This is a genomic window from Halobellus clavatus (assembly GCF_900107195.1).
Classification (GTDB): domain Archaea; phylum Halobacteriota; class Halobacteria; order Halobacteriales; family Haloferacaceae; genus Haloquadratum; species Haloquadratum clavatum.
Window position 1 is genome coordinate 63,386 of record NZ_FNPB01000010.1, and the last position, 25,350, is coordinate 88,735.

Here is a 25,350-nt window from a genome sequence, read left to right on the forward strand (position 1 = left end):
GAATCCGTAACACGATGGAACGCTTCGATCGCCGTGAGCACTCGGCTTCCGACCCGATCCCGGCGACCGGGGACGATCACCTCCAGATCGAGTTCGAGACGCTCCCGGATCGAAGCGGAGTCGTCGTCTCCGACCCGATCGAACGGAGCCAGTTCGCGCTTTCGACGCCCGGACCGGGCCGCATTCGACAGGCCGATCCGACGGCGTTCCAGTTCCCCGCCGACGCCGCGGTGAGCCTGCGGACCGACCAACTCGACCTCGAAACTGCTGTCTCCGTCTGTGTTCGCGACGGCGACGGCCAGATGCTGGCCCAGACCGAACACTTCGCAGACCAGACGTTCCCCGAGGGTCGATACAGCATCGAACTCTTCGCGCCGATCAAACTCTACCTCCGGGTCGACTCCTCGCTTCGGGTCGTCTCGGACGCGATGCAAACCAGACTCGAGTTCGGTGACGACACCGACGTGCTCGTGGGCGCGCGTTCGCACCACAAACGCCCCGCAGCGACGATCCAGACCACCGATCGACCGCGGGACGCGATGCGTGCGGTCTCGCTCCTCGGGTCAGCCCTGAAGACGACCAGCGTCGAGCGCTCGTACCCGTCGCTGCGTGGCCACCCGCCGTCGATCGAGCGCGGGGCGACGTTCGACGCGCCCGACGGACTCGAACCGCCGGAGACGGGCGTCTCGATCGTTCTGCCGGAGACCCGACGGCACACGTACGTGGCCGCACCGCTCGCGTACTACCTCGGGGCCGAGGTCGTCCCCGGTGAGGCGGCACGGATCGTCACCGACGACGGCTTCGAATACGATCTCGATGGTCCGACCGGGTTCGAAGAGACAGTGTCTCGCGTGCTGAAGCAGACGTTCTTCCTCGATTGTCTTACCAGGACGGAGGGCTACTACGAGGTCGACCTCCACGAGCGAGCGGCGCTGGAATCGGATCTGGGACTGGACTTCGGCGACCTCTACGGCCGCTCGCTCGGCGCACAACTCGATGCGTACCTCGACGTGCCGTACGAGCTGGTCGAACCGCACGTTCCCGAGTGGAAGCTCACCACCCACGTCGCTCCGACCGGGTCGAATATCGAACTGTTGCCGTTCGTCGCTAACGATCTCGCCGTTGTCCGGACGCCGGAGCGCAACCCCAGCGATGGATCGGCCGTGCAGACGGACGCGGTGAACGAGTTCCTCCGCGGGGCATCGACACCGGTACCGGCGGGCCCGACACCGTCCGGCGACGACTTCACCCGGAGCGTCGGCACCCGGAGCCGAAGCCGGAGCCAGAGTGTCGGCTCGGGCGAGCGCACCGACGCACAGCAGACATACGTCAGGCCACCAGACTCCGACTCGCTCGAACAGTCGTGGGTCGGCGACGGGATCCCGATCGGCGCGAGCAAGGCCTCGCTTCAGGCGTACCGGAATCGGCTCGACAGAGAACCGATCGAGGGCGACATCGGCATCACCGTGGTCTGTAACGACCCGCGGATGGCCGAGGAGCGAGACGCCGTCGAGTCGGTGTACGGTTCCCGGGAGGAACTGCCGTTCGACGTGCGGACGCACTACGAACTCTCCGTCGGGGAACTCAGAGACGTCCTCACGGAGGAGACCGAGTTCCTGCACTACATCGGCCACATCGACGACGACGGGTTTCAGTGCCCCGACGGCGCACTCGATGTGACCTCAGTGGACTCGATCGGCGTCGACTCGTTCCTCCTCAACGCGTGCCAGTCGTACGAACAGGGAATGGAGTTGATCGAGCGCGGGGCGATCGCCGGGATCGTCACGCTCAACGACGTGATCAACAGCGGGGCGGTCGACATTGGACGGGATCTAGCACGCTTGTTGAACTATGGTTTCCCGATCCGAGTATCGTTGGACTTGGCCAAACAGGATAATGTAATCGGTCAAAACTATATTCTCGTCGGCGATGGCGGATTTTCCGTCACACAGGTACAGGCATTGCTCCCTAATATGTGCAAGATTGAACGGCAGAATGAAATATATGCCGTAGAGTACCGGACATATCCATCTGGCGAGTACGAGTTAGGGAGTCTCGTGGTCCCCTATATCCCCGGAAACGAAACGTACTATCTCTCTTCAGGGACTGCTACAGTGTTTGATTTGTCACGGTCCGAACTCGAGGATTTCCTCTCGTTAGAGAACATACCGGTGATGGTCGACAGTTCGTTACAGTGGAGCGACGAACTCTGTATCGACTCGATTTAATCTAAGGCCCAGAGATCGCGCCGTGATTTCCGGCAGCGACCGTCCCCGCCTGCGAGAGCAGGAGGAGCGCGGTGAACAGGACGCCCATCGCACGGGGGTGATTGGACAGGTACTCCGCCACAGCGTTGGTGTCATCTTCGGACATGACGATTGGTACATAGCGTCGATTTAATAAGAATTTTTCTGACACTTTCTGATATAATATAACTTTATTTTAAACAGAAAGTAGCCTCACAAAAAGTGGGACGGCGACGAGATGCGCTCTCGGGGCTAGCGCTCCGTTCACTGGAGAAAATTCGAATAGAACTGTTCAGCTCAGCTGATAGGTCGTTACTTCGAGGAGATATCTTCGCTGTCGGCGGCCTGATCGATGTCGCGGTACATTCCGGCGAACTCGTCGCCTCCGCCGAACTGACCGAGCGTCTCGTCGAGTTCACCTCGAAGCTCTGCGACGCGTTCAGAGAGTTCTTGGTACTCCTCGTTGTTCTCGAGCGAGACGGAGTCCTTCTCCGATTCGAGGAGGGCTTTTTTCGAGGCCAGTGAGAACAGCTCTTGGATTCCTTCGTCGTAGGTATCCCGCAGGAGGAGGTTCTCGGCGGTCTCTTTGAGCGCGTCGCGAGAGACGGGTTTGACGAGGTAGTCGTCGAACCCCATCTCGACGATGTCGTAGTCGGGTTCGACGGCGGTGACCATCGCGACGCGGCAGTCGACGCCGCGCTCGCGAATCGCCTCGAGCGCCTCGTCACCGGAGAGATCCGGCATCCGCCGGTCGAGGAGGGCTACGTCGACTTCGTCGTCGAGTTTCTCGAGTGCCTCACGACCGCCGTAGGCGACTCTGACGCGATAGTCGTCTCGCAGCCACGTTGCATACAGGTCAGCGAGATCCGGTTCGTCTTCGACGACGAGGACCAGTGGCGGGTCAGCACTCATTGGTAGATTCGCGGTGTTTCTGAAACACCGATACAATGTGATTGAACTCCGTGGGCATATCAATATATCCCTTATGCGATGTGATCCCACACGGGTCCGGATCGGCTGCCTCATACTGTCGGACAGAACTATGTGAAAATCATCGGCACCTCGTGGGTGCCAAAATGATTCACGAACTTCTGTCCGACAGTATCAGTTCCCGTCGGGGCTGTAGTTCGGCGCTTCGTCGGTGATCATCACGTCGTGCGGGTGGCCCTCGGTCTGGCCCGCGCTCGAAACGCGGACGAACTCCGCGCGCTCTTTGAAGCCCGGAATCGTTTCTGCGCCGACGTAGCCCATCCCCGAGCGCATCCCGCCGACGAGCTGGTGGAGCTCCGAGGCCAGGGTACCCTTGTAAGGCGTCGCGGCCTCGACGCCTTCGGGGACGAACTCCTCGTCTTCGGCATCCTCTTTGAGGTACCGCTCGCCGCCGCCGGACTTCATCGCGCCGACCGAGCCCATTCCGCGGTACTGCTTGTACTTCTTCCCGTTCATCGTGATGACGCGGCCCGGTGCCTCGTCGGTGCCGGCGAAGTACGACCCCAGCATCACGGCGTCTGCACCGGCAGCGATCGCTTTGATCGCGTCACCGGAGTACCGAATGCCTCCGTCCGCGATTACGGGCACGCCCTCCGGCGCGGCGACGTCGGCGACCTCCGCGATGGCCGTGATCTGCGGCATCCCTGCCCCGGAGACGACGCGGGTGGTGCAGATCGAACCGGGACCGATGCCGACTTTCAGGCCGTCTGCGAAGTCGACGGCGGCCTCCGCCGCCTCGCGCGTACCGACGTTGCCGACGACGACGTCCGCACTGACGGACTCCTTAATCTCGCGGGCGCTGTCGAGGACGTTGAGGTTGTGCGCGTGGGCGCAATCGATGAAGATCACGTCTGCGCCCGCTTCGTCGGCCGCAGCGGCGCGTTCGTCGTCGAATGGCCCGACGGCGGCCCCGACGCGGAGGCGTCCGTCGTCGTCGCGGGCGGCGTTCTCGTGCTCGCGTCGCTGGAGGATACCCTGCATCGTGACGAGTCCCACGAGTCGCTCGTCGTCGTCCACGATGGGGACGCGCTCGATCTTGTGGTCATACATCAGTTCGAGCGCGTCGCGCGCGACCACGTCGCGATCCGCGGTGATGACCTCGTCGGTCATCGCTTCTCTGACCTCGTCGAACTCACCGACCTCGAGGTACGGGCGGATGTCGGTGCCGGAGATAATGCCCAGGACGGTGTCGTCTTCGGCAACGACGGGTGCCCCCGAGATCCCCTCGCGCTCCATCATTTTGTCAACCTCACGGACCGTCTGGTCAGGCCGGGCGGTCACCACGTCCTCGCGACGAATGACCAGTTCGTCCGCACGCTTGACGCGCTCGATCTCGGTGACCATCTGGTCGGTGTTCATATTCTGGTGGAGGACGCCGAGTCCGCCCTCGCGTGCCATCCCGATGGCCATCGCGCTCTCGGTGACGGTGTCCATCGCCGCCGAGAGGATCGGGATGTTGAGTTCGACGGTCTTCGAGACGCGCGTGGAGACGTCGGCGGCGTCGGGTTCGACCCGACTCTCCATCGGTCGAAGCAGCACGTCGTCGAACGTCAGCGCTTCCGGTACCTGGAGTTTCTCCGAGAATGAACCGCGTTCGGAAACGTCGTTCGCCATATAAACGGTCCGCAGGCGACCGACAAAAACGTTGTGAGATGCCAGGGGCGTGCAGATCGTTGCCACGTGTGTGAGCGAAATATGCACGCCTGTGGATAAGGCGTTCACAGTGCGGGGGGAATGCTCGCAGTCGCTGTCGCGGGGACGCAGCTCGGTTCACCCGTCGAAGCCCCACTGTCCCACCCAAATGGCGGGAGAACGGCGCAATATCTGCGACGGGGTCCGAGGACGCCGTCGATTCGTCGGGAGTCGGCTGGTATTTTCTCACAATCGGTAGCTCATCGTGCTCGTTCCTGAAAGAGGCCCAGATCCGTGAGCACACCTCCCACACAACGTTTAATATCCCACTGCGATTATCCTCGTGTATGGACTCCGAGTGTCCCTCTGCATCGCGCATCGCGGGTCAGCCGATCGACCGCTTCGATGCCGCCTTTACATTTACAGCGATGCAGAATTTCAAACGCGGGAACTGGACGCTCCCCGCGCTCGACTCGCTCGGAGTGCTCGGTCGGGCCCGCGCCGCGTCGGCGTCGGGCTTGCGCCCGTATCGCCGTTTGGCCGATGGGTACGGCCGCTAGTCTCGAATGAGCGTCTCTCGGCACCCAGTCGCGCTCCGACTCGAGCAGCAGGTCGGCGGTGCAACCCGACTCCTGGCGACGGTAATGGCGTTGCCGCTCATCGACGGGATCTTCCCGGCACTCATCATTGCAGGGACTCTCAACAGTCCGCTCGGGATCGTCGAGACCGGGCTGTTGATCTTCGGTGGTTCGGCGACCGTCGCAGTCATCCTCGCGGAGATGGATGGCTCCCGTCGTGAGCAGATCACGTCCGTGCTCATCCTCGGCGCGATCCTCCTCCCGATCGCCGGGCTGGAGGCCCTCTTCGCAGAAACGCTGAAGACGGTGCTGGACTTCCAGGTCTTCCACCGCTTCGCCGGACTGGTGATCCTCGCGGTCGCCGCGAAGACGGCGTCTGCGAAGATCGGCGAGTACCTTCCCTCGCCGAGCATCATCATTGGGCTGGGGCTGGTCGCCAGCATCAACATCAGCGGCGCGGCGCTGGTCGTCAACCCCAACCCCGGGATGATCCTCCGCGCGGTCGCGGCCGCCGGTGTCGGCGTCGGCTTCGCCCTCGCCGTGGCCGTTTTCGCCCCCCGGCTTCGCGGAGCGGTCGACCTCGACCTCTTCCGCTTCGGGAGTTCGGTCGCACTCGGGATGCTGGCGATCGACGTGTTGGGACTTCTCCCCACGGAAGCGCCCGTGGCACTGGGCGTCTTAGGCGTCACGGCGCTGTTCTCGTATGATCCCGGCACCGAGGTCGGACCGGCCCGAGACGACGGGACGGCAGACGACCCCGAAGGTCCGGCCGAAGCCGACGACAGCGCGGCTCCCGAATCACCGGCTCCCGCGCCGGGAGCGGTCGCCGACGGCGGCGACTGGAACGACGACGAGACGATCGAGAGCGACGACGAGGACGGCGGCGACGTCGGATACGGCTACCCCGACTCCGACGGCTCACGCGCTCCGTGGCTCTGAGCGGTACCCTGCCGCCGACCGCACGACGGATTTACCACACTCGGTTCCGTGAGTGGTGGTATGAGCAACCGAGTCGTCGAGGGACGGATGGTGACGCCGGAACGGTTGGCAGAACTCGTCGAGGGCGATCGGCCGATGGAAGCCGAGGCGATCGAGGACGCCGAGATGGATTGCCCCGAGTGCGGTTCCAACGTCCTCTCGGTGGGCTATATGCCGAGCGTGACAGAGTTCGTGACGGCTTACAAGTGCCAGGAGTGTTCGTGGTCCGATACGGACCGCTGAATCCAGGGAAGATCCGCGGACTGAGCCGGCACGGTATCGACCGATCGTAATTCCTTTAAGCAGTATTGCCATACCCGTATATGCACATCACGGGGCCGTGGCCAAGCCCGGCATGGCGACTGACTCCAGAGGCTTGCGCCCGGTGACGAGACTCCAGACTGATATACCGAGCGACCGACTGATCATCGGCTCGCGTTGACGACCCTCTGGAGTACCGAGGCGCGTACCGGAGATATCAGTCGATCGGGGGTTCAAATCCCTCCGGCCCCATTTTCTGACCTGACGATCACTACCGCAGGACTGGCGCGCGTTGCGTAGAAAAGCGTCCGTCATTCCGATTTTGATTGTATCATTGGGCTCGGGTGGGGCCGGGCAAGCCGAGCGCGGACGCTCGCACAAATCGTCACACAGTCCCCTGCCGAGGAATCCGCTCCAAAGTTTCCGACTGGTGCACTGAAACTTCACCTACTTGAAATCCACAAGGGGGTCGCCTCGGGCCCGACTGTGGCCGAACTCGCTGACAGCGAGACGCCTCACCCAGACAGGCAGCACCCATCCGGGGATAGTGTGTCTCCCATTGGCGAAAAAGATCCGGAGGAACTGTCCGCCGAAGGCCTGTTCCACCACGCGGCGGCAGCTCGCGTCGTGACACTCTGGATGATCACGCCGGTGCTGTCGCTCGTGCGATCCTATGGCGTGTTTTCACTCCTCGGCTAAGAGACCCACCTCGGCTGTCCACCGGCCTCAGTCGTGGTCAGAGGCACAACCCATCGACGAGAATCGGATGTGAGTGGGAGAGTTGGGTCTTTGACACCGATACCGATGTGCTGACTTGCTCCTCTGTATCGGGCACTTCTCGACCTCTGATACGCTGAATAGATCGATCCACGGCGTGCAAGATGGAGGGCGCGTATCTTGCACAGAATCATCTCCAGGTTCGGTTAGCTCGAATCGCTCCGTACAGTAGCGCAGTCATACGATCATATCCAATACGAAAGTATCGTTAACAACAGTTCAGGCCAGCAATTACGTGTCGAAAGGAAAGTTGATGACTGACAGTCAGTTCGTCTCGGACCTCCGAAACGGCGAGTTCTCGTCACGCCGGTCTTGTACCGCAATCGTCGGGTGATAATCCAACGATGTTGGACTTCTCTGTACGCATCGGCGCTGACGGGCGGCTCGGATACGGATGGCGTACTGCCGGTAGCGCAGCCCGTGCGACCGCGTTCTGGTCGGCAGTGACCTTCCGGTTACTCTATCTCCCGATGTTGGTTGTTGGCCTGCAGAGTACCACGTGGTGGCTCGTCTTCACTGCCCTGCTCGTGGCCCACGTGATCACACTGCTTGCTGGACGGACCCACAAACAGTAATCGTCTACCAGAGGATTTCACCGACAGCCGAAATAAAATCCCCGAACAGCGTGCTAATCCTGAGAAAACTATATACGAACATATACTACCCGTTCCAGTCAATTATTATATGCTGCAATCCTAGGTTGGCGCCACTATCAGACTCTTCAGAGTACTAATCAAGGTTGGGAGAGACATTCAAATAATACTCCCAGAGCTCTGCTGTGGAGTTCCAAATCCAAGCGGCTAGGGTTCCGATGCGACCATTTACAAGATGGACGTTCTATATCCAGCACCTCGTTCCTGACAGTCTTCGAGTAGTTGGCCGCCTGCGGCGATACAACGTGCGTCTGCACTGAGCGGTTCCTACTTCTGGTGAGCAATTCTCCTGCGAGACTCTCAGCTACAATCTATCCAGCATTTGCTTCCGGTTCGGTGCCGGATCGGCTTCGAAGACGTCGCCGGCGCTGGGACGCAGGCCCAATTGAGCGGTGAGGAAATGGGTGAGTTCGCGAGTCAGTCCGCGGTCGGCCTCGAGCTCGTCGATGGCCGCCGAGTGGAGTTCACTTGGAGTGATCCGAAGACGCTGCTGCTTCGGCACGCGCAACAATTCAGCACTCCAGTCGAAGCTCGGTCACTGTATCAAGAACTGTTGGTCCCTCACAGAATCGCTGAGTACACTGATCGTTTTATGCGTGAATTGGCCTGCGTCCGGTAGGTCCAGCCAGTTCAGGGACGACGGTCGGCGACGTTGCTGAAGTGGTGGTTTCAGTTATCTTGCAGATTAAGGCGTCTGCGACGAACGGGTGCGTATGGTCCTCGCATCCTCCCTCAGTGGGTATGAAGTGATGACCACCGAGGGTACGGAACTCGGCGTCGTCGAAAGCATCACGATAAACCCCAAGACTGGTGACCTCCAGCACCTCCGACTGGAGGGACACGATGGCGGTGGTGGTGGCTATCAGCGGATCGAAAACGGGCAGTTGTTGATTCCAGCCACTCGCATCGAGGCGAAACAGGATTACTTGCTCGTCCGCCCACCGCGATAAGAGAACGTTCCCCAACGGCTTGTGCCGCGGTAACAGTCCAGCCGTGTCTGCGATTTGGACGACGACACCGACTCGCTCGTCGTCGTCCCCGATGTAGAAACTCCCCCGGTTCGGCCCGGCCTCATCCGACGGCAACCCGTTCTTACCGAGTCGCATTCCGACGGAGGCGATCGTCTCGTGGGTGGCTTCCAAAGGCCGGCGGGTCGGGCTACGCGTTTGATCCATCGCGACAGCGAGCAACTCCTTGCGCCTCGAGTATCACTGCACAGGACGTTTTGGTGGCTGGCCTGGCTAGCTGTTTCGAGCGTGCGTTGCGTGATCCACTGCGCCGGCGACCACCGTCGGATTGCAGTGGATTCGTCGTCTCTCTGAACGCTTGGGGCGTTTTTGACGAGGACGATAACGACCCATCCGCCGTTGGAGAGCGGAGCGCCCGGTACCGCCTCGATCAATCCGTTCGGTCCCTCCTCAATCAGTCCGTTCGGTACTCCCTCGATTCGTCCGTTCGGTACCCTACTTATGTACTACCCACTCGTAGCCCTCGTATGACCGGAACGTTGCATCGAAAGCTGCTCGAAGAACTCTCCGATATGGCGACAATCATCGCATCGGACGGGACGATCACGTACGTGAGTCCCGCAGTCGAACAGACGCTCGGGTACGAACCCGAGGACTTAGAGGGCGAAGTCGGATTCGAGTATCAGCATCCAGAAGACCGTGAGCACGTTGCTGACGCCATCGAGACCCTCCAGACGAATCCGGATGAGCCGCAGATAATCGAGACACGGTTTCGCCGCGCAGACGGCTCGTGGTGTTGGATTGAGTCGACACTGCAGAACCGGCTGGACGATCCCGAAATCGATGGGATTCTCGTGAACAGCCGGGACATATCCGAGCGGAAGCGACAGGAACAGCGGTACCAGAAGCTCGCCGAGGAGTACAAGACGCTACTCGAAACTGTCGACGACAGTATCTTCTTCCTCACTGTCGAGTCGAGTGATCAGGAGTACGAGTTCCGCTTCGAGCGCCTGAATCGCGCCTACGAGGAGCAGACCGGGATCACCACCGACGAGGTGCGCGAGAAGACGCCCAGAGAAGTGTTCGGCGACGACATCGGCGCAGACCTCCACGCGAACTACCGCCGATGCGTCCGGGCCCGAGAATCCATCTCCTACGAGGAGGAACTCCCCGTGGAGACGGGCGCACGGTTCTGGCAGACGATTCTGACACCCGTTATGACGAATGGCGACGTGACCCAGATCATCGGCATCACACGGAACATCACCGAGCGGGTCAAACGAGAACGACAGCTCCAGAATCAGAAGGAGCAGCTCGACGAGTTCGCGAGCGTCGTCTCACACGACCTGCGAAACCCCCTCAACGTCGCACAGGGCCGGACGGAGCTACTGAACAACGACTGCGAGAGCGAGCATCTCACCCCACTCGTCGACTCGCTCGACCGGATGGACGAGATCATCACGGATACGCTCACGCTGGCCAGACAGGGGCAGGCCGTGTCGGATCCGGAACCGATAGAGCTAGTCAACCTCGTCGGCTCCTGCTGGAAGAACGTCCAAACGGGGGAGGCAACCATCGAGATCGAAGACGAGGTCACGATCAGGGCCGATCGGAGTCGGCTCCAGCACGTCTTCGAGAACCTCTTTCGGAATGCACTCGAACACGGCGGGGCGAACGTGACGGTCCGCGTCGGCCGAATCGGTGACCACGGCATCTACGTCGAAGACACGGGATCGGGAATCCCCGAAGAAGATCGAGAGACCGTCTTCGAGCCCGGGCACACCTCGATACCTGGCGGGACCGGGTTTGGGCTGACGATCGTCAAGCGGATCGCTGAGGCCCACGGCTGGCAGGTCGCGGTCGTCAGTGGCACTGAGGGCGGCGCCCGCTTCGAATTCACTGACATCGATCTCGAGTACTGAGCGCGAGCGCTGTGCACACGGCGGACGCTGCGAGAACCGACGGGGACCGCCCCGATCGTCTCCGGTCAGGTAGTGTCGACGACTGACCGTGCGACGCGGGTGAGGGTGTCGACGTCGACCTGGCCCTCCACGCGGAACGTGTAGCCGTCGGCGACCCACTCGATGCTCGTCGTGTCGTTCGTCTGTGAGCGTCGTGCCTCGTAGGGGCCGATGTCGACCGGCGTTCCCGACGTGTCGTTGGTGGCCGATCCGAACACGAAGATGCGAATCGTGTCGTCGCCGTTCGGGCGTTCGTATCGGAGGCTGACGAGTTCCGGGTTCGCCGTGCGGTGCGTGGCCGATTCGAGGCTGAACCCTTCGGGAACGGTCGGCCTGGGGACCGGAACGTCGACCGCGTCGGCCATCGCCGCCGCCGAGTCGTACGCGCTGAACTGTACCTCACGGGCGCTCGCCGGGACCTCATCGGCGTCGACGCGGAAGGTCCCGGGCTCGAACGATGGATTGAACGTGACGTTCCGGAACGTAACCGTGTACTCATAGTCGTCGCCGTGGGCCGTGAACCTCGTGTGCCGCTTCACCGGATACAGATACTCGGTATCGAGCCAGAGCGTCTGCGACTCCAGCGACATTTCGGCCGAGTTCGGCGTCAACTCCAGCCGGTAGGCCGCCCGGCCGTCGACCATCTCGGTCCCGGTGTAGGTAACCGAGACGGTGCCCTCACGGTAGGACGTCGATCCGTTGCCGTCCTCCTCGGAACCGCTCTCTACGGGGACTCGTGGCAGCGAGGAGACGCCCGGAGTCGTCGTGGGGCGGGTGACGGGCTGGCCGCTGCGGGCCGCGTTCACGAGGCGCGGAAACGGCGATTCCTCGGAGTCCGTGCTGCCGCGGATCGTGGCCCTGGTCACCTGTTCGGAGGCCGGATCGAAGTACACGAACCGCGACTCGTTGACGACGACGAATCCACCCTCGGACACGAGCGGCTCGCGCGCGCCCTCTGTGCGCTGGACCGCGAGGACTCGGTCGCGGTAGGCCCACGGATCGAGACGGAGTCGTTTCTGCGCCACGGTGGTCATCGTGTTGTTGTTTCGCGTCTGGACGGTGGTCACCGTGGCATTGAGCGTCTCGAGTGAGGCATACCGATCTGCCGCCTCCGCTTGTGACGGCAGCGCGCTGTCGGCTTCCGATGGGGCCCCGTACGTACTGCACCCGCTCGCCGCGAGAAGCGCGGCCACGACGAGTATCGGGAGCAGTCGCGATCGAATAGCCGGACGACCGTCATCGGGCCCACTCATCGGTCCGTGCGGGAAGCGTGGAACTGCGACCAGTTGAAAGACGCGGTGTGACAGGGAGCTATCACTTCTGCGGCGCGGAGCAGCAGCCGGTCGGTCCGGTTCCAGCGGGTATCGAACAGAGTGGAACCGCGCCCGCTCGACAGCAACGGGAGGGCGATTCACGCCACGAGGCCGGCGCTCGCGAGGTGGAGAGAATCGCGCCGTGACCGGAGCCACCGACGAGTCCCGGTCCGCCCCCGACGGGTCCGGTGGGGGCACACCCGCTCGCGCCCATCGGATCCTTAATACGTCGGGCACCGCTGTTACTGGCGTGTCCTGGCTTCCAACGGTCTTCTACTCGATCGCGGCCCTCGTTCCGATGGTCTGGCTGTTGATGGACGATGCGCACGAGGCGGCGGCGACACAGGCGATCGGGGTGGTCGTCGTGATGCTCGTCGTGGGGGGCGTGGCGACTGTGCTCCTCCTCGCGGGTCTCGGAGGCGCGAGCGTGCTCCAGTTCGGGGGTGCGGTGCTCTCGCTGACTGGCTTCCTGGGCGTGCTCGGATACTTCGGACGCCGCGTCGGGATCCTCTCGGTCGTCACGGCCATCTTCGATCCGATTCGCTGAGGCGGGCCTGCCCCCCGTAGAGCGGAATGACGGACGGTCGGTGCGAACCGACACGACGGACCTGAGCGTCCCGACCAGTACACACATAGTGTCGAATTGTTCTACGGCTCACTGAGATGAGAGTCCCCGTCGGGATCACGACCCTCCACCTCTCACAGCGGAGCCTCCTCCGCTTGCTCGTCGCCAGCGGTCTCCTCGGTGTCGACGTCGCCGCGCTGTCGGGACTGAGAGCACAGCGTCCCGGCCGACAGGTGGGACGGCCGGCGAGCGAGGTCCAGTCACCACTGCGTCGGTCCTGGGTCGACCGCAACGGAGCGACCATCACTCGGGTCTCGAACCGGCTGTTTGCCGGCCGCTTCGTAGCCTTCTGGCTCTCGATGCTCGGACTGCTCGTCGGCCTGGTGCGCGCGTCCGATGGACTCGGCAGCCCCGGAGGGACCATCCAGGCAGCTCCCGCCAGCCCGGTCGGGCTTGCACTGCTCCCGGGATTCGGATGGTGGATCGGGATGAGTCTCTGCTCTGTACGGCGTCTGGTCGCTCGCCGAGTACCGAGCGCTCGGACGGAGGCTCGAAAACCCGAAGCCACCGAGTCCGTTCGCCCACCCGAGCCGACTCGTCAGCATCCTCGGGACGAAGGGCGACGAGTTGCGCGAGTACACGGGCGTCGCGTCCGGCTGACGGGGTTGGCACTCGTCGCGATCGTACTGATGGGAGGAGTCCTGATTCAGCTCCGCTCTGCCGCCGTCTCACTGTCACCCCAATCCACGCTCGGCGGATTAGGACTGCTCGCCGAGGTCGAACCAGTAGGCGAACGCGGTCGTCGAGATTCCCATCGTGATCGTCTCGACGAGCAGCGACCGATCGAGGAACGCGCTAACGACGATCAGCAGCCCCGCCGCGACGCCGCCGGTAAGCAGAGCGGTCCGCAACCGAGAGCGGCCTCCGAGTGTCCCGACGACGGAGCGTGGCGATCGGCTCATTGGTGGCCTCTTTCGGGCAGACGCTCGTGGATCACCGTTGGAACGGCAATGTCGACACCGAGGGGGATCAGCCGCGACAGCCACGCTTCGATACGACCGAGCGCGAGACCCCAGAGTCGCGGCGCGTCGAGGACGAACGGGAAGGTTCGCTTCGTATTCGCAGCGACCATACGTTCGATTGTCGAAACGGCGTCAAGAGCCTGCTGTTGCAGACGCGAACCGAGTCTCCGCCATCGTCAGCGACAGAGCAGACGGGGCGGCGTTAGAACAGCGCCGCCGCGACAGTCTGGGCCGTCTCGATGACCGGACCGAAGGCGGGGAGCAAGAGCAGCGTCCCCAGTCCGGCGAAGAGCACGGCCGCGTAGAGGCCGACCGGTCGGCTCTGGATCTCGAAGGTTCCGCTGGGCTCTTCGATCCACATCGCCTTCACGACGCGGCTGTAGTAGAACAGCGACAGCGCGCTGTTGACCGCGCCGACGGCGGCGAGCCACCAGAACCCGGACTCGATGGCCGAGTAGAATAGGGCGTACTTCGAGAGGAAGCCGCCGAACGGCGGGAGCCCCGCGAGGCTGAACATGAACACCGTCATCGCCACTGCGGCGACGGGGGCGGCCGAGGCGAGGCCGTTGTAGTCCTCGAACGTCCGACCGACACCCCAGTGCTCGACCAGTGCGATGAACAGGAACGCGCCCGTGTTCATAAAGCCGTAGACGAGCAGGTGTGCCATCGAGGCCCCGAGCACGTCGCCGTTGGGACCGCCTGCGGTCAGCGCCGCGAGACCGATCAGCGCATAGCCCGCGTGGCCGATCGAGGAGTACGCGAGCATCCGCTTGACATTCTCCTGTGTCGCGGCCGCGAAGTTACCGAGCGTCATCGTGACGACGGCCAGCACCTGGAAGGCGAGCACCCAGTCGACGCCCGCCGGGATCGCCCCGAGCGGGAACGCCTCGACGAAGACGCGGAACGCGAGCGCGAAGCCCGCCGCCTTCGAGGCCGAGGAGAGGAACGCGGAGATCGGCGCGGGCGCGCCCTCGTACGCCTCCGGCGCCCAGAAGTGGAACGGCACGGAGGCCGTCTTGAACGCCATCCCGCCGACGATCATCAGCACGCCGAGTCCCACGACGCCGGTCATCTCGGAGACGCCGGACCCGAGCGCCGACGCGACGTCGGCGAAGATGAGCGAACCCGACGCGGCGTAGATCAGGCTGATACCGAAGACGAACACCGCCGAGGAGACCGATCCGATCAGCAGGTACTTCAGCCCCGCCTCGACGCTGCCGCGGTTCTTCCGGAGGTACGCGACGAGTGCGTACGACGGGAGTGACGCGAGCTCTAAGCTGACGAACGCCGTCGCCAGGGAGTTCGCCGTCGCCATCGTCGCCATCCCGGTCGCAGCGAAGAGCACCATCGAGTAGAACTCCGCGCGGTGCTCGTGTCCGTCGAGATAGTCGTAGGCGGCGACGGCCACCATCGCCGTGACGATCGTCGTGATGAGCGTGAAGAAGAGGCTCATCCCGTCGACGACGAGCGACTCGCCGTACAGCGAGATCGCACCGCCGGTCTGTGGCTGACCCGTCCCGGCGACGAGGAACCAGGCGGTGATCCCGAACGCCAGCAGCGAGCCGCCAGCAGCGGTCCCGGCCAGGACCGTGTTGTTCGGATCGTCGCTCCACACCGTATCGATCCCGAGGAGCACGAGCCCCGTCAGCGCGAGGACGATCGCGGGCGCGAGCGCCGACCACATCGGCGTGGTGGCCTCCGCCGTCTGGAGGAGGACGGACATCACAGCCCACCTCCCGTCAGGATCGGATTAACCGCATCTTGGATCATCCCGAAGAAGAGGTCGGGGGCGACCCCGAGGACGATCACGAGGAGCAGGAGCACCGCGAGCGGCGCGACGTCCTGCATCGGTGCGGTGGTGATCTCGTAGTCACCGTCGAAACTGAACGGACCGAACAGCGTCCGCTGCATCGCGAACAGCAGGTAGCCCGCGACGATCACGATGCCGAACATCGCCGCCGCGGTGAACAGCGGCATTCCCGAGTGGACCGTCGAGGCGAACGAGCCCTTGAAGATGAAGAACTCGCCCGCGAAGCCGGCCATCAGCGGCAGGCCCATATACCCGAACGCGCCGGCGACGAAGATGCCGGCGGTGACGGGCATCCGGTCTGCGATCCCGGACATATCGCCCACCATCCGCGTGTGGGTCGTGTTGTAAATGACGCCGACCGCCATAAACATCAGTCCGGAGATGAGTCCGTGCGCGATCATCTGGAACGTCGCGCCGCCGACGCCGTAGGTGGTGTACGCGACGAGTCCCAGGATCACGTACCCCATCGACGAGACCGACGAGTACGCGACGATGCGCTTGAGGTCCTGCTGTGCGAGCGCCAGGAGCGCGCCGTAGATGACGCTGATGACGGCGATCCCCGCGATGGGGACGACGAGCGCCGTCGCCACGTCGGGCATCATCGTGAAGTTGAACCGCAGCAGGGCGTAGGTCCCCATCTTCAGGAGGACGCCCGCCAGCATCACCGACACCGGCGTCGGGGCCTCGACGTGGGCGTCGGGCAGCCACGTGTGCAGCGGCGCGACAGGCACTTTCACCGCGAAGCCGAGGAACATCGCCACGAAGGCGACGGTCTTCAGCATCCCGGCATTCAGCCCCGCGAAGCCGGCGAGTTCACCCGCTCGGAGCGCCTGGGCGATCTCCGGGAGTCGCATCGACGACACCGAGTCGCCGAGGCCGAAGACCAGCGCGATGAACCCGATGAACATCACGAGCGACGCCACGTTCGTGTATACGAAGAACTTGATCGCGGCGTAGCGCCGGTTCGGACCGCCCCAGACGCCGATGAGGAAGTACATCGGGACGAGGACGGCCTCCCAGAAGACGAACCACGCGAAGAAGTCGAGCGCAGTGAAGACGCCCAGGAGGTTCGCCTCCATAAACAGCATCAGTCCGTAGAACTGCGACTGGCGCTCGGAGATGGGCGTCCACGCGCTGATGATCGCCAGCGTCGAGAGGATCGTCGTGAGGACGACCAGCGGCAGGCTGATGCCGTCGACGCCGACGAACCAGTGCAGATCGAGACTGCCGAGCGTCAGCCAGACGAAGTCCGTCTCGAACGCGATCGACCCGCCCAGGAGGGCGTTGCCGCTCGCGTCGTACTGTGCCCACATCCAGAGGCTCCCGAGCACCGGGAGCGCGCTGAGTGCCGCCGCGAGTCGACCGGCGTACTCGTCGGGGGCGACGAACACGACCAGCGCGGCGAGGAACGTGACAGCGATGAGCGCTTCAATGATCATACGAACCACCCTCCGAGGAGACCGAAGGCGACGAGAAGTGCGGTCAGGCCGAGCGTGAGCAGCGCCGCGTAGTTACTCACCACACCCGTCTGGATGCGGCGAATGCGACTGCCCGAGAACAGGCTGACGCTCGAGACGCCGTTGACCACGCCGTCGACGATGCCGCCGTCGAACTTGTTGGCGGCACGCGCGACCGGCCGCGTCACACCGTTGGCCAGCCAGACCTGGTACTCGTCCTGGTAGTAGTTGTTGTACAGCAGCGTCTTGATGCGCCCGAGCCGGTCGGTGTGTCGGATCGGTTCGGGGACGTCGTACAGGAGGTACGCGAGCCCCGCCCCAGCCAGTGCCAGGCCGAGCGAGATTCCGGCACCGAGTGCCACCGTCGTGGCCTCGCTGCCGATGTACGACGAACTGTACGGGATGAGTTCGCCGTAGTGGTGCGCGGTCAGAGACGCGTAGCCGCCGTCGAGCCACTGGTGCAGGAAGTCGATGCCCTTGATCCCGAGCAGTTTCTCCACCGGCACCATGTTCACCAGTCCGGCCGTCGCGGCCAGGACGCCGAGCACGACGAGCGGAGCCTTCACGTTCCAGCCGACCCCGTGCGGATCGCGCGCCGTCTGCGAGCGCGGGTTGCCGTGGAACGTGAGGAACACCATCCGGAAGGTGTAGAACCCGGTGAAGAACACGGCGAGGAGACCCATCGCGTACGCGCCGAGCAGAATCGGGTTCCCGCCGAGGCCGTGGATGAGCGTCTCATACAGGACCTCGTCCTTCGACCAGAAGCCGGCGAAGGGGACGATGCCCGCGAGCGCGAGCGACCCCGAGAGGAAGGTGTAGTAGGTCACGGGCATCTTGTCTTTGAGGCCGCCCATGTCCCACATATTCTCGTTGTGATGCATCGCGATGATGACCGATCCCGCACCCAGGAAGAGCAGCGCCTTGAAGAACGCGTGCGTCATCAGGTGGAAGGTCGCGGCGACGTAGCCGCCGCCACCGAGGCCGAGCATCATATAGCCGTACTGCGAGATGGTCGAGTACGCAAGCACCTGCTTGATCTCGCGCTTGACGACGCCCATCGTGGCGGCGAACAGCGCGGTGAAGCCGCCGACGAACGCGATGATCGCCAGGGCGTTCGGTGAGAGCGCGTAGAAGCCGTACATCCGCGCGACGAGGTAGACCCCGGCAGCGACCATCGTCGCCGCGTGGATGAGCGCCGAGACCGGCGTCGGGCCTTCCATCGCGTCCGGCAGCCACGTGTGCAGCGGGAACTGCGCGGACTTGCCGATCACGCCGCCGAGGATAAGCAGGCCGACGATGGTGAACCACGTCTGCGGCGCGAAGCCGAAGGTGGTGACCGAACCGGCCTCACCGTTGAGCGCGGCTTCGGCGAGGACCGGGAACGAGCCGTCGCCGGCGAACGCCGCCGTGCCGAACGTCGCGAAGACCGCGACGACGCCGACGAGGAAGAAGTAGTCCCCAAACCGCGTGACGAGGAACGCCTTCTTCGCGGCGCTCGGCGGACCGGGCTCCCGGAAGTGGAAGCCGATGAGCAGGTACGAGCAGAGCCCGACCAGCTCGAAGAACATAAACGCCATCAGGAGGTTGTTCGCCACGACGAATCCGAGCATCGACGCGGTGAACAGGCCGAGGCCGGCGTAGTACCGTGGGAGTCCGGTCTCGCCCTCGTCGTTCATATAGCCGAGACTGAAAACGTGGACCAGGAAGGCGATGAGCGTCACGATGAGCAGCATCATCGCCGACAGCGGGTCGATCAGAAGGCCGAAACTCAGATCGACCGCATTGAGTCCCTCGGCCCACGTGTAGATCGTCGCGTTGTACGTCTGCCCGCCGGAGACCGTCAGGAACGTCGCGGCGGCCAGGAGTAGCGAGCCGGCCGTCGCGGCGATCCCGGCCAGCGCGCCGCCCTTCGGCAGGCGGTCGCCGACCGCGAGCGCGACGAGGAACGAGACGAACGGCAACAACACGATCGCGGGTGCGAAGTCGAGTATTCCTGCCATCTTACCACCTCATCGTTGTCGCTTCAGTGACGTCGACGCCGTCGAAGTTGCGGTACAGCACCAGGACGATCCCGATCCCGATCGCGACTTCGGCGGCGGCGAGTGCCATCACGAACAGCCCGAACGTCTGTCCCGTGACGTTCCCCCAGACGTAGGAGAACGCGACGAGGTTGATGTTCGCGGCGTTCATCATCAGTTCGACCGACATCAGGATCAACAGCGCGTTCCGGCGCGTGAGGATCCCGAACAGCCCGATACAGAAGACGGCGGCCGAGAGGAGCAGATAGTACTCCGGTGGGACCATCAGTCCTCACCTCCGAAGAGCGTCTGTTTGAGCTTCGTCCCGCCGTCGGTCAGCAGCGCCCGGTCCTCGTCGTCGCTCCGCCGTGCGAGGTGCACCGCCCCGTCGAGGGCGACGTCCAGCGCGACGGCGATCAGGAGGAACGCCGCGAGGAAACTCTCACCCGGCACGTCGCCGAGGTCGAGATTGAACATCGCATATCCGATGCTCGCGGTGATGTTCGATCCCTCGGCGAACCCCTGTGGGTCGGGGAACGACGCCGTGAGGAACGTCGTGGCCATCACGACGAACAGCGCCGCGGCCGCGAGGCCGGGCAGTAGGTGCGATCCGAGCTTCAGTTCAGGCTTCGTGGTCATGTGCTACTCACCTCCGGTTGTGTGCGCGTCAGCATCACGGCGAACGTGATGAGGATGAGAACCCCGCCCACGTAGACGAGGATCTGCATCGCGGCCAGAAATTCGGCCTGTAACATCACGTAGTGCACCGCGACGCTCAAGAGCGCGCCCCCGAGCAGGAGTGCGGAGTGCCAGATATCCCGCACGAGGACGACGCCCAGGCTGCAGCCCACGGTCACGAGGGCGAACAGCGCGAACGCGATGGTCTCGTAAACCATTGTATGTGTCTCCTTGAGGAACCCCTTTGAAGATTTCGAGAAGTCCGCGAACATCCGAAACGAGCCGTGGACTTCACGGGCCGAACCCGTGATCGAGGGGTTTCACCTCACTGGTAGTCCACCTCGCCCTCCCCCTCGCCGATCCACGCGTCGCGATCGGGTTCCCGGGAGTTGAGCGGGTCGATGTCCTTGTACCACGGGACGTTCTTCAACTGCTCTTTGTTGTACACGAAGTCGTCCTTCGTGTCGGCGGTGAACTCGAAGTTCTGCGTGAGCAGGATCGCATCGACGGGGCAGACCTCCTCGCAGAGTCGGCAGTAGATGCACTGTCCGATGTGGAGGTTGTACTCCTCGCCGTTGCGCTGGTCGTCCTGTACGATCTGAATCGTGTCGTTGGGACAGACGTTCTCGCACTGGCGACACCAGATGCAGCGCTCCTGGCTGAACTTGTGGACCCCGCGGAAGCGAGGGCTCACTTCGGGTGCGACGTCCGGATACTCGACCGTGAACGTCTCGCCGTCCAGTGCGTGCTTCATCGTCGTCGCCATCGATTTGAGTACGCCAATCATGCTATCACTCCCACGATGATGGCCGTGAGTGCCAGGTTCGCGAAGGAGAGTACGAGCATCCCCTTCCAGCCGATGTCCAGGAACTGATCGATCCGAACGCGCGGAATCGCCGAGCGCGCCCACTGCGTGAACAGGTAGAACGCCCAGATCTTGATCGTGAACCACACGAAGCCCGGGAGGAACGGTCCGGCCGGGCCGCCGAGGAACAGCGTCGCGGCGATCGCGCCGCCGAGGAAGATGTGGATGAACTCACCCAGGTAGATCAGGACGAAGTACACCGAGGAGTACTCGGTCTGGAAGCCGGCGACGATCTCGGTCGGGGCCTCCGGAACGTCGAAGGGGTTCCGGCCGACCTCTGCGAGGTTCGCCACCACGAAGAGCACGAAGGCGAAGGGATTGACGATAGCGAACCACTGCGGGATCGTGACGCCAGCGATCGACAGCAGCGGTTGGGTCTGCTGGGCGACGATCTCGCTCATCTGCAGGGTGCCGGTGAACACGACCACCGACGCCGCGGTGACGACGAGCGGGATCTCGTACGCGATGTTCGACGCGATCGCGCGCAGGCCGCCCAGGAGCGAGTACTTGTTGTTCGAGCCGTAGCCCATCATCACCAGGCCGAGCGAGGCGATCGACGACGCCGCGAAGGCGAAGACGAGCCCCGTCTCCGGATCGGCGAGGTGAATGCCGTTACCCATCGGGATCACGGCGAACCCGAGCAGTGCGGAGAACGGCACCAGAAGCGGACCGAGGTCGTACGCGGGCCGGTCGACGCCCTCCGGAATCACGAGCTCCTTCGAGAGCAGGCGGACGGCGTCGGCGACGATCACGACCAGGCCGAACGGGCCGACGCGGTTGACCGCGATTCGGTCGGTGAAGGCCGCGGTAATCTTCCGCTTGGCCCACGGGCCGGCGACGGCCGTCTGGACCAAGAGGAGATTGGCGATGATGAACGCGCCGAGGAGGCCACCGACGATCTGACCGATCGTTCCGGAGAGGCCGAGGAGCCCGGCGATCCGCTCGGGCAGGAGTACCTGCGACTGGAGCGGCGTGACCATCAGCGATCCACCTCGCCGAGGACGATGTCGAGGCTACCGAGCGAGGCGACCATATCCGGGATGTATTCGCCGGTGGACATCTCGGGCAGCGTCTGAAGGTTCGAGAAGCACGGACTGCGGATCTTGAACCGGCCTGGCTTGTCGGTGCCGTCGCCGCGGATGTAGATGCCCAGTTCGCCCTTCGCGGCCTCGACGGCACGGTAGATCTCCGTGTCGTCGTCGGGCTTGAGCGTCCGCGGGACGTTCGCCTGGATCTCCCGTTCGTCTTCGGGCCAGTCCTCGAGCAGGTCCGCGCACTGTTCGATGATCTTCGCCGACTCCTCGACCTCTCGGAGCCGCACCAGCAGACGGCTGAAGTTGTCACAGCCGTCCTCGGTGATGACGTCCCACTCGAGTTCGTCGTAGTAGCCGTAGGGATCGTCGCGGCGGAGGTCGTAGTCGATGCCGGAGCCGCGGGCGACCGGTCCGGTCGCGCCGTAGGACTTCGCGACCTCCGGCGGAAGGACGCCCGTGTCGATGGTCCGAGACTGCAGGATCTCGTTGCCGGTGATGAGATCGTGGTACTCCTCGAGCGCCTGCGGGAGGTCGTCGAGGAAGTCGCGGACCGTCTCGAAGAACTCGTCACGGGGCTCGGGAAGGTCCCAGACGACCCCGCCCAGTCGGAAGTAGTTGAACATCATCCGCTGGCCGGTCAGGTCTTCGAGGATGTTCTGGGTCTTCTCGCGGTCCCGCATCGCATACATAAAGATCGCGGTGAAGTCGCCGTAGACGTCGAGCGCGAACGTGCCGACTGCGAGCATGTGTGAGGCGATCCGGCAGAGTTCCGACCCCATCGTCCGGATGATCTGTGCGTACTCCGGCACCTCGATGTCGTTGAGGTCCTCGGCCGCGCGGGCGTACGCCCACTCGTTGAGGAGTCCAGAGGAGGCGTAGTCCCAGCGGTCGGGGTACGGCATAATCTGGTGCCGGTAGGTCTTCGTCTGACACATCTGCTCCTCACAGCGGTGGAGGTAGCCGATGTCGGGGTCGACGTCTGCGACCTGCTCGCCGTCGAGGACCGTCTTCACGTGGAGGACCCCGTGGGTCGCGGGGTGGTGCGGCCCGATGTTGATGTACATCGTGTCGCCCTCGTCTTCGCGGTGGTCCTCAGCGAGCGGATTCTCCCACTCGTCGAGCGTGACGATCTGCGGCCGGTCCTGGTCGTAGTTCTGTGAGAGCGGGTGCCCCTGCCAGGTCTCGGGCAGGAGAATCCGTCGCAGATCCGGATGGTCGTCGTAGTCGATCCCGACGAGGTCGTAGGCCTCCCGCTCGTGCCAGTCAGCCGTCCGGAACACCGGCGCGGCCGATTCGCTCACGGGGTCGTCTTTGGTCGTCGGGACGATGACGCTGACCTCGCGCTGGCGGTCGTCGAAGCTCGTGAGGTGATAGATCGACTCGTAGCGGTCCTCACGCTCTTCGGCGGTGACACACGAGAGGTGATCGAATCCGGCCTCGTCGCGGAGGCGGCGGAGCGTCTCCTGGACCGTGTCCGGCCGGATCACGAATCCGGGCGCGTTGACGTGCGTTTCCGTGTCGATCACGAGGTCGCCGAGCAGTTCCGCGATCTCGTCGGCACCGGTCGGCAGCGTCTCGACAGCGCCGTCGTCGGGCGTCGGTTCCTCTAAGCTCATGGCGAATCAGCCCAGTTGTATCGCATCACCAGATCGTCTTCGTCGATCTGGTCTGCGAGCTTCTCGACGATCTCGTCCTGTTCGAGGTCGTCGAACTGTTCGAGTTCGTACGGCTTGACCGTCACCGGACTCGACTCGCCTTCGGCGATCCGCTGCTGCAATTTGGCGACGCCGTAGATCAGCGCCTCGGGGCGCGGGGGACAGCCCGGGACGTGGATGTCCACCGGGATGACCTCTTCGGCGCCCTTGATGACGTTGTAGCCCTCCTGGAACGGGCCGCCCGAGATCGTACACGAGCCCATCCCCACGACGAACTTCGGCTCGGGCATCTGGTCGTAGACCCGCTTCATCCGCGGGGCGAACTTCGAGACGATCGTCCCGGGGACGATGATCACGTCGGCCTGTCGCGGCGACGCGCGAGGGACCCCGGCCGCGAAGCGATCGAGGTCGTGCTTCACGGAGTAGGTGTGCATCATCTCGATGCTGCAGCACGCAATCCCGAACTGCAGCATAAACATCGAGGACCCGCGGACCCAGTTCATAAACTGGTCGAACTTGGTGAGGATGAACGGCGAGGAGCCGAACGCCTCCCGGAGTTTCGAGTTGAACCGGTTGTCCGCGCCGCCGCCCGTCATCCGGGCGTCTCGGGTCTCGGTCTGTACTTGCGTGTCGTCCGTGACAAATGGTCTGTCTCGTTCGCTACTCATGCGTTTCTCTCCGTCTTTCGGCGGTTCGCCAGCGGGCTCTTGACCCACTCGACCGCGCCGTTGCGCCACGCCCAGACCAGACCGACGACGAGGGCACCGATGAATGCGAGCATCGGGCCGAGGATCGTCGTGAGTCCGACTCCCTGGTCCAGCGCGGACCGGTAGATGACGGTCCACGGGAGGATGAGAACGGTCTCGACGTCGAACACGACGAACAGCAGCGCGACCATGTAGTACTGAATGTTAAACTGGACGCGCGCCGTGCCGGTCGGCACCTCACCGCTCTCGTAGGTGGCGCGTTTGCCTTGTTCGGGTACCGATGGGCGGAGCAGCGCCGAAACGGCCATCATCCCGAGCGGGATGCCGACGGCCACGAGCCCAAGGGCACCGATTGCGATCCATTCACTCATTCCTGAATCTCCTGACGTTCGGCAGTTAGCAGTGCCCCCCCATAAGCGTTGATTTATACTGTTGTGCGGGCACAAGTCCGGCGGCTCGGGGTTCGGAATCCTGCGAGAATATCGCACGCACTGGCCGATCGGCGGGTGCGCGCGCGCCGAAAGGTCACGCCCCGTCGCGTTCGTCGACGTAGGCGTCGACGCCGCGGTCGTGGAGGTCCCGCGAATCGCGCGCGACGGCCCCGACGAGCGACTCGTGGTACTCGACGAGACGCGTCTCCAGTTCGTCGTGTTCGCGCGAGAGGATCTGCACTGCCGAGAGCGCGGCGTTGAACGACTTGCCGGCATCGACTGCGACGATCGGTGCGCCGGTGGGCATCCCGATTACGCTGTCGACGGATTTCTCCTGGACCGGGACGCCGATCACCGGGACCGGATAGGCGATCGAGGCGGTCATATTCGGCAGATCTGCGGACTTCCCGCCCGCGCCGGCGACGATCACGTCGACCCCTCTGTCGGCCGCGGTCTCGCCGTAGGCGTACATCAGTTCCGGCGTGCGGTGTGCGGAGACGACGTACGTCTCGTAGGTGAACCGCGCGTCGGGGGCGTCGTGAAAGTCGGTCTGCTCGTCGAAGCCCAGTTCATCGAGCGCGTCGTGCGCGCCGCGCATTGTGTCGAGGTCCGAATCCGATCCCATAATGATGCCCACGTCGGGCGTCTCCGTCGGGTCCGCGTCGGCGTCGGCCTCGCGCTCGAGGCGGTCGATCAGGTCCTGTACGGTCACGTCGGCGTCGTCGTCTGGGGTGTAGTCAGTCATCGTCGT

27 protein-coding genes and 1 tRNA gene are annotated in these 25,350 nt (G+C 63.7%); 9 read left to right on the top strand and 19 right to left on the bottom strand.

Annotation, left to right across the window (positions count from 1 at the left end; genetic code table 11):
* Positions 1–14: 14 nt before the first annotated feature.
* Positions 15–2,228, top strand: coding sequence for a hypothetical protein (locus BLU74_RS13765; RefSeq protein ID WP_245705809.1), 2,214 nt, complete (start codon positions 15–17; stop codon positions 2,226–2,228).
* Between the two features lies 1 nt (position 2,229).
* On the opposite strand, the gene BLU74_RS19010 is transcribed toward BLU74_RS13765, so the two are convergent.
* The 3 genes from BLU74_RS19010 to guaB all read right to left on the bottom strand — a co-directional run bounded on the left by BLU74_RS19010 (position 2,230) and on the right by guaB (position 4,850).
* The gene (locus BLU74_RS19010) at positions 2,230–2,373 is read right to left on the bottom strand and encodes a DUF7503 family protein (RefSeq protein WP_175454658.1); all 144 of its coding nucleotides are present in this window, start codon (positions 2,371–2,373) and stop codon (positions 2,230–2,232) included.
* A gap of 185 nt (positions 2,374–2,558) precedes the next feature.
* Positions 2,559–3,158, bottom strand: coding sequence for a HalX domain-containing protein (locus BLU74_RS13770; RefSeq protein WP_089768313.1), 600 nt, complete (start codon positions 3,156–3,158; stop codon positions 2,559–2,561).
* A 192-nt stretch (positions 3,159–3,350) separates the two neighbouring features.
* Entirely contained in the window at positions 3,351–4,850 is a 1,500-nt protein-coding gene (gene guaB, locus BLU74_RS13775) for an IMP dehydrogenase (RefSeq protein WP_089768315.1), read from the bottom strand.
* A 365-nt stretch (positions 4,851–5,215) separates the two neighbouring features.
* Between guaB and BLU74_RS13780 the strand changes: the two genes are divergently transcribed.
* The 7 genes from BLU74_RS13780 (at position 5,216) to BLU74_RS13815 (ending at position 11,005) form a co-directional block, all read left to right on the top strand.
* Entirely contained in the window at positions 5,216–5,428 is a 213-nt protein-coding gene (locus BLU74_RS13780; RefSeq protein ID WP_089768317.1) for a DUF8099 family protein, read from the top strand.
* A gap of 6 nt (positions 5,429–5,434) precedes the next feature.
* The gene (locus BLU74_RS13785; RefSeq protein WP_089768319.1) at positions 5,435–6,385 is read left to right on the top strand and encodes a DUF5794 domain-containing protein; all 951 of its coding nucleotides are present in this window, start codon (positions 5,435–5,437) and stop codon (positions 6,383–6,385) included.
* A gap of 60 nt (positions 6,386–6,445) precedes the next feature.
* The gene (locus tag BLU74_RS13790) at positions 6,446–6,667 is read left to right on the top strand and encodes a DUF5795 family protein (RefSeq protein ID WP_089768322.1); all 222 of its coding nucleotides are present in this window, start codon (positions 6,446–6,448) and stop codon (positions 6,665–6,667) included.
* A gap of 91 nt (positions 6,668–6,758) precedes the next feature.
* Positions 6,759–6,937: transfer RNA gene (locus BLU74_RS19015), tRNA-Trp, on the top strand.
* A gap of 869 nt (positions 6,938–7,806) precedes the next feature.
* A complete protein-coding gene (locus tag BLU74_RS13800; RefSeq protein ID WP_089768324.1) occupies positions 7,807–8,037 on the top strand; it encodes a DUF8028 family protein in 231 nt (76 codons plus the stop codon).
* Between the two features lie 791 nt (positions 8,038–8,828).
* Positions 8,829–9,065 carry a PRC-barrel domain-containing protein gene (locus tag BLU74_RS13810; protein WP_089768328.1) on the top strand — a complete coding sequence of 79 codons (237 nt, stop codon included), beginning with the start codon at positions 8,829–8,831 and terminating at the stop codon, positions 9,063–9,065.
* Between the two features lie 545 nt (positions 9,066–9,610).
* The gene (locus tag BLU74_RS13815) at positions 9,611–11,005 is read left to right on the top strand and encodes a sensor histidine kinase (protein WP_089768330.1); all 1,395 of its coding nucleotides are present in this window, start codon (positions 9,611–9,613) and stop codon (positions 11,003–11,005) included.
* Between the two features lie 65 nt (positions 11,006–11,070).
* Here the strand turns inward: BLU74_RS13815 and BLU74_RS13820 are convergent, their stop codons facing one another.
* Positions 11,071–12,297 (bottom strand): outer membrane lipoprotein-sorting protein, encoded by a 1,227-nt coding sequence (locus BLU74_RS13820; RefSeq protein WP_089768332.1) that lies wholly within the window; start codon positions 12,295–12,297, stop codon positions 11,071–11,073.
* A 310-nt stretch (positions 12,298–12,607) separates the two neighbouring features.
* On the opposite strand from BLU74_RS13820, the gene BLU74_RS13825 reads away from it, so the two are divergent.
* Positions 12,608–12,904 carry a hypothetical protein gene (locus BLU74_RS13825; RefSeq protein ID WP_089768334.1) on the top strand — a complete coding sequence of 99 codons (297 nt, stop codon included), beginning with the start codon at positions 12,608–12,610 and terminating at the stop codon, positions 12,902–12,904.
* 278 nt (positions 12,905–13,182) lie between these two features.
* Here the strand turns inward: BLU74_RS13825 and BLU74_RS18530 are convergent, their stop codons facing one another.
* From BLU74_RS18530 to purE, 15 genes are all read right to left on the bottom strand, one after another.
* A complete protein-coding gene (locus tag BLU74_RS18530) occupies positions 13,183–13,563 on the bottom strand; it encodes a hypothetical protein (RefSeq protein ID WP_139175783.1) in 381 nt (126 codons plus the stop codon).
* A 117-nt stretch (positions 13,564–13,680) separates the two neighbouring features.
* Positions 13,681–13,884 (bottom strand): hypothetical protein, encoded by a 204-nt coding sequence (locus BLU74_RS13830; RefSeq protein ID WP_089768336.1) that lies wholly within the window; start codon positions 13,882–13,884, stop codon positions 13,681–13,683.
* Positions 13,881–14,054, bottom strand: coding sequence for a hypothetical protein (locus BLU74_RS19020; protein WP_175454659.1), 174 nt, complete (start codon positions 14,052–14,054; stop codon positions 13,881–13,883). The genes BLU74_RS13830 and BLU74_RS19020 overlap by 4 nt, the downstream gene beginning before the upstream one ends.
* 92 nt (positions 14,055–14,146) lie before the next feature.
* The gene (locus BLU74_RS13835) at positions 14,147–15,667 is read right to left on the bottom strand and encodes an NADH-quinone oxidoreductase subunit N (protein ID WP_089768338.1); all 1,521 of its coding nucleotides are present in this window, start codon (positions 15,665–15,667) and stop codon (positions 14,147–14,149) included.
* A complete protein-coding gene (locus BLU74_RS13840) occupies positions 15,667–17,193 on the bottom strand; it encodes a complex I subunit 4 family protein (RefSeq protein WP_089768340.1) in 1,527 nt (508 codons plus the stop codon). Before BLU74_RS13840 ends, BLU74_RS13835 begins: the two co-directional genes overlap by 1 nt.
* Positions 17,190–19,211 (bottom strand): NADH-quinone oxidoreductase subunit L, encoded by a 2,022-nt coding sequence (nuoL, locus tag BLU74_RS13845; protein ID WP_089768342.1) that lies wholly within the window; start codon positions 19,209–19,211, stop codon positions 17,190–17,192. Before nuoL ends, BLU74_RS13840 begins: the two co-directional genes overlap by 4 nt.
* 1 nt (position 19,212) lies before the next feature.
* Positions 19,213–19,515: an NADH-quinone oxidoreductase subunit NuoK gene (gene nuoK / locus BLU74_RS13850; protein ID WP_089768344.1), complete on the bottom strand. Its 303-nt coding sequence runs from the start codon at positions 19,513–19,515 to the stop codon at positions 19,213–19,215.
* Positions 19,515–19,868: a proton-conducting membrane transporter gene (locus BLU74_RS13855; protein ID WP_089768346.1), complete on the bottom strand. Its 354-nt coding sequence runs from the start codon at positions 19,866–19,868 to the stop codon at positions 19,515–19,517. Before BLU74_RS13855 ends, nuoK begins: the two co-directional genes overlap by 1 nt.
* Positions 19,865–20,125 carry an NADH-quinone oxidoreductase subunit J gene (locus BLU74_RS13860; RefSeq protein ID WP_089768442.1) on the bottom strand — a complete coding sequence of 87 codons (261 nt, stop codon included), beginning with the start codon at positions 20,123–20,125 and terminating at the stop codon, positions 19,865–19,867. Before BLU74_RS13860 ends, BLU74_RS13855 begins: the two co-directional genes overlap by 4 nt.
* A gap of 107 nt (positions 20,126–20,232) precedes the next feature.
* Positions 20,233–20,694: a NuoI/complex I 23 kDa subunit family protein gene (locus BLU74_RS13865; RefSeq protein ID WP_089768348.1), complete on the bottom strand. Its 462-nt coding sequence runs from the start codon at positions 20,692–20,694 to the stop codon at positions 20,233–20,235.
* Positions 20,691–21,752, bottom strand: coding sequence for a complex I subunit 1/NuoH family protein (locus BLU74_RS13870; RefSeq protein ID WP_089768350.1), 1,062 nt, complete (start codon positions 21,750–21,752; stop codon positions 20,691–20,693). Before BLU74_RS13870 ends, BLU74_RS13865 begins: the two co-directional genes overlap by 4 nt.
* Positions 21,752–23,422: an NADH-quinone oxidoreductase subunit D gene (locus BLU74_RS13875; RefSeq protein WP_089768352.1), complete on the bottom strand. Its 1,671-nt coding sequence runs from the start codon at positions 23,420–23,422 to the stop codon at positions 21,752–21,754. Before BLU74_RS13875 ends, BLU74_RS13870 begins: the two co-directional genes overlap by 1 nt.
* Complete coding sequence (locus BLU74_RS13880) at positions 23,419–24,129, bottom strand: NADH-quinone oxidoreductase subunit B (RefSeq protein WP_089768353.1); 711 nt, start codon at positions 24,127–24,129, stop codon at positions 23,419–23,421. Before BLU74_RS13880 ends, BLU74_RS13875 begins: the two co-directional genes overlap by 4 nt.
* Positions 24,126–24,539, bottom strand: a complete 414-nt coding sequence (locus tag BLU74_RS13885; protein ID WP_089768355.1) for an NADH-quinone oxidoreductase subunit A — start codon at positions 24,537–24,539, stop codon at positions 24,126–24,128. Before BLU74_RS13885 ends, BLU74_RS13880 begins: the two co-directional genes overlap by 4 nt.
* 154 nt (positions 24,540–24,693) lie before the next feature.
* On the bottom strand, positions 24,694–25,344 hold the full coding sequence (gene purE, locus BLU74_RS13890; RefSeq protein ID WP_089768444.1) for a 5-(carboxyamino)imidazole ribonucleotide mutase: 651 nt from the start codon (positions 25,342–25,344) through the stop codon (positions 24,694–24,696).
* Between the last annotated feature and the right edge of the window lie 6 nt (positions 25,345–25,350).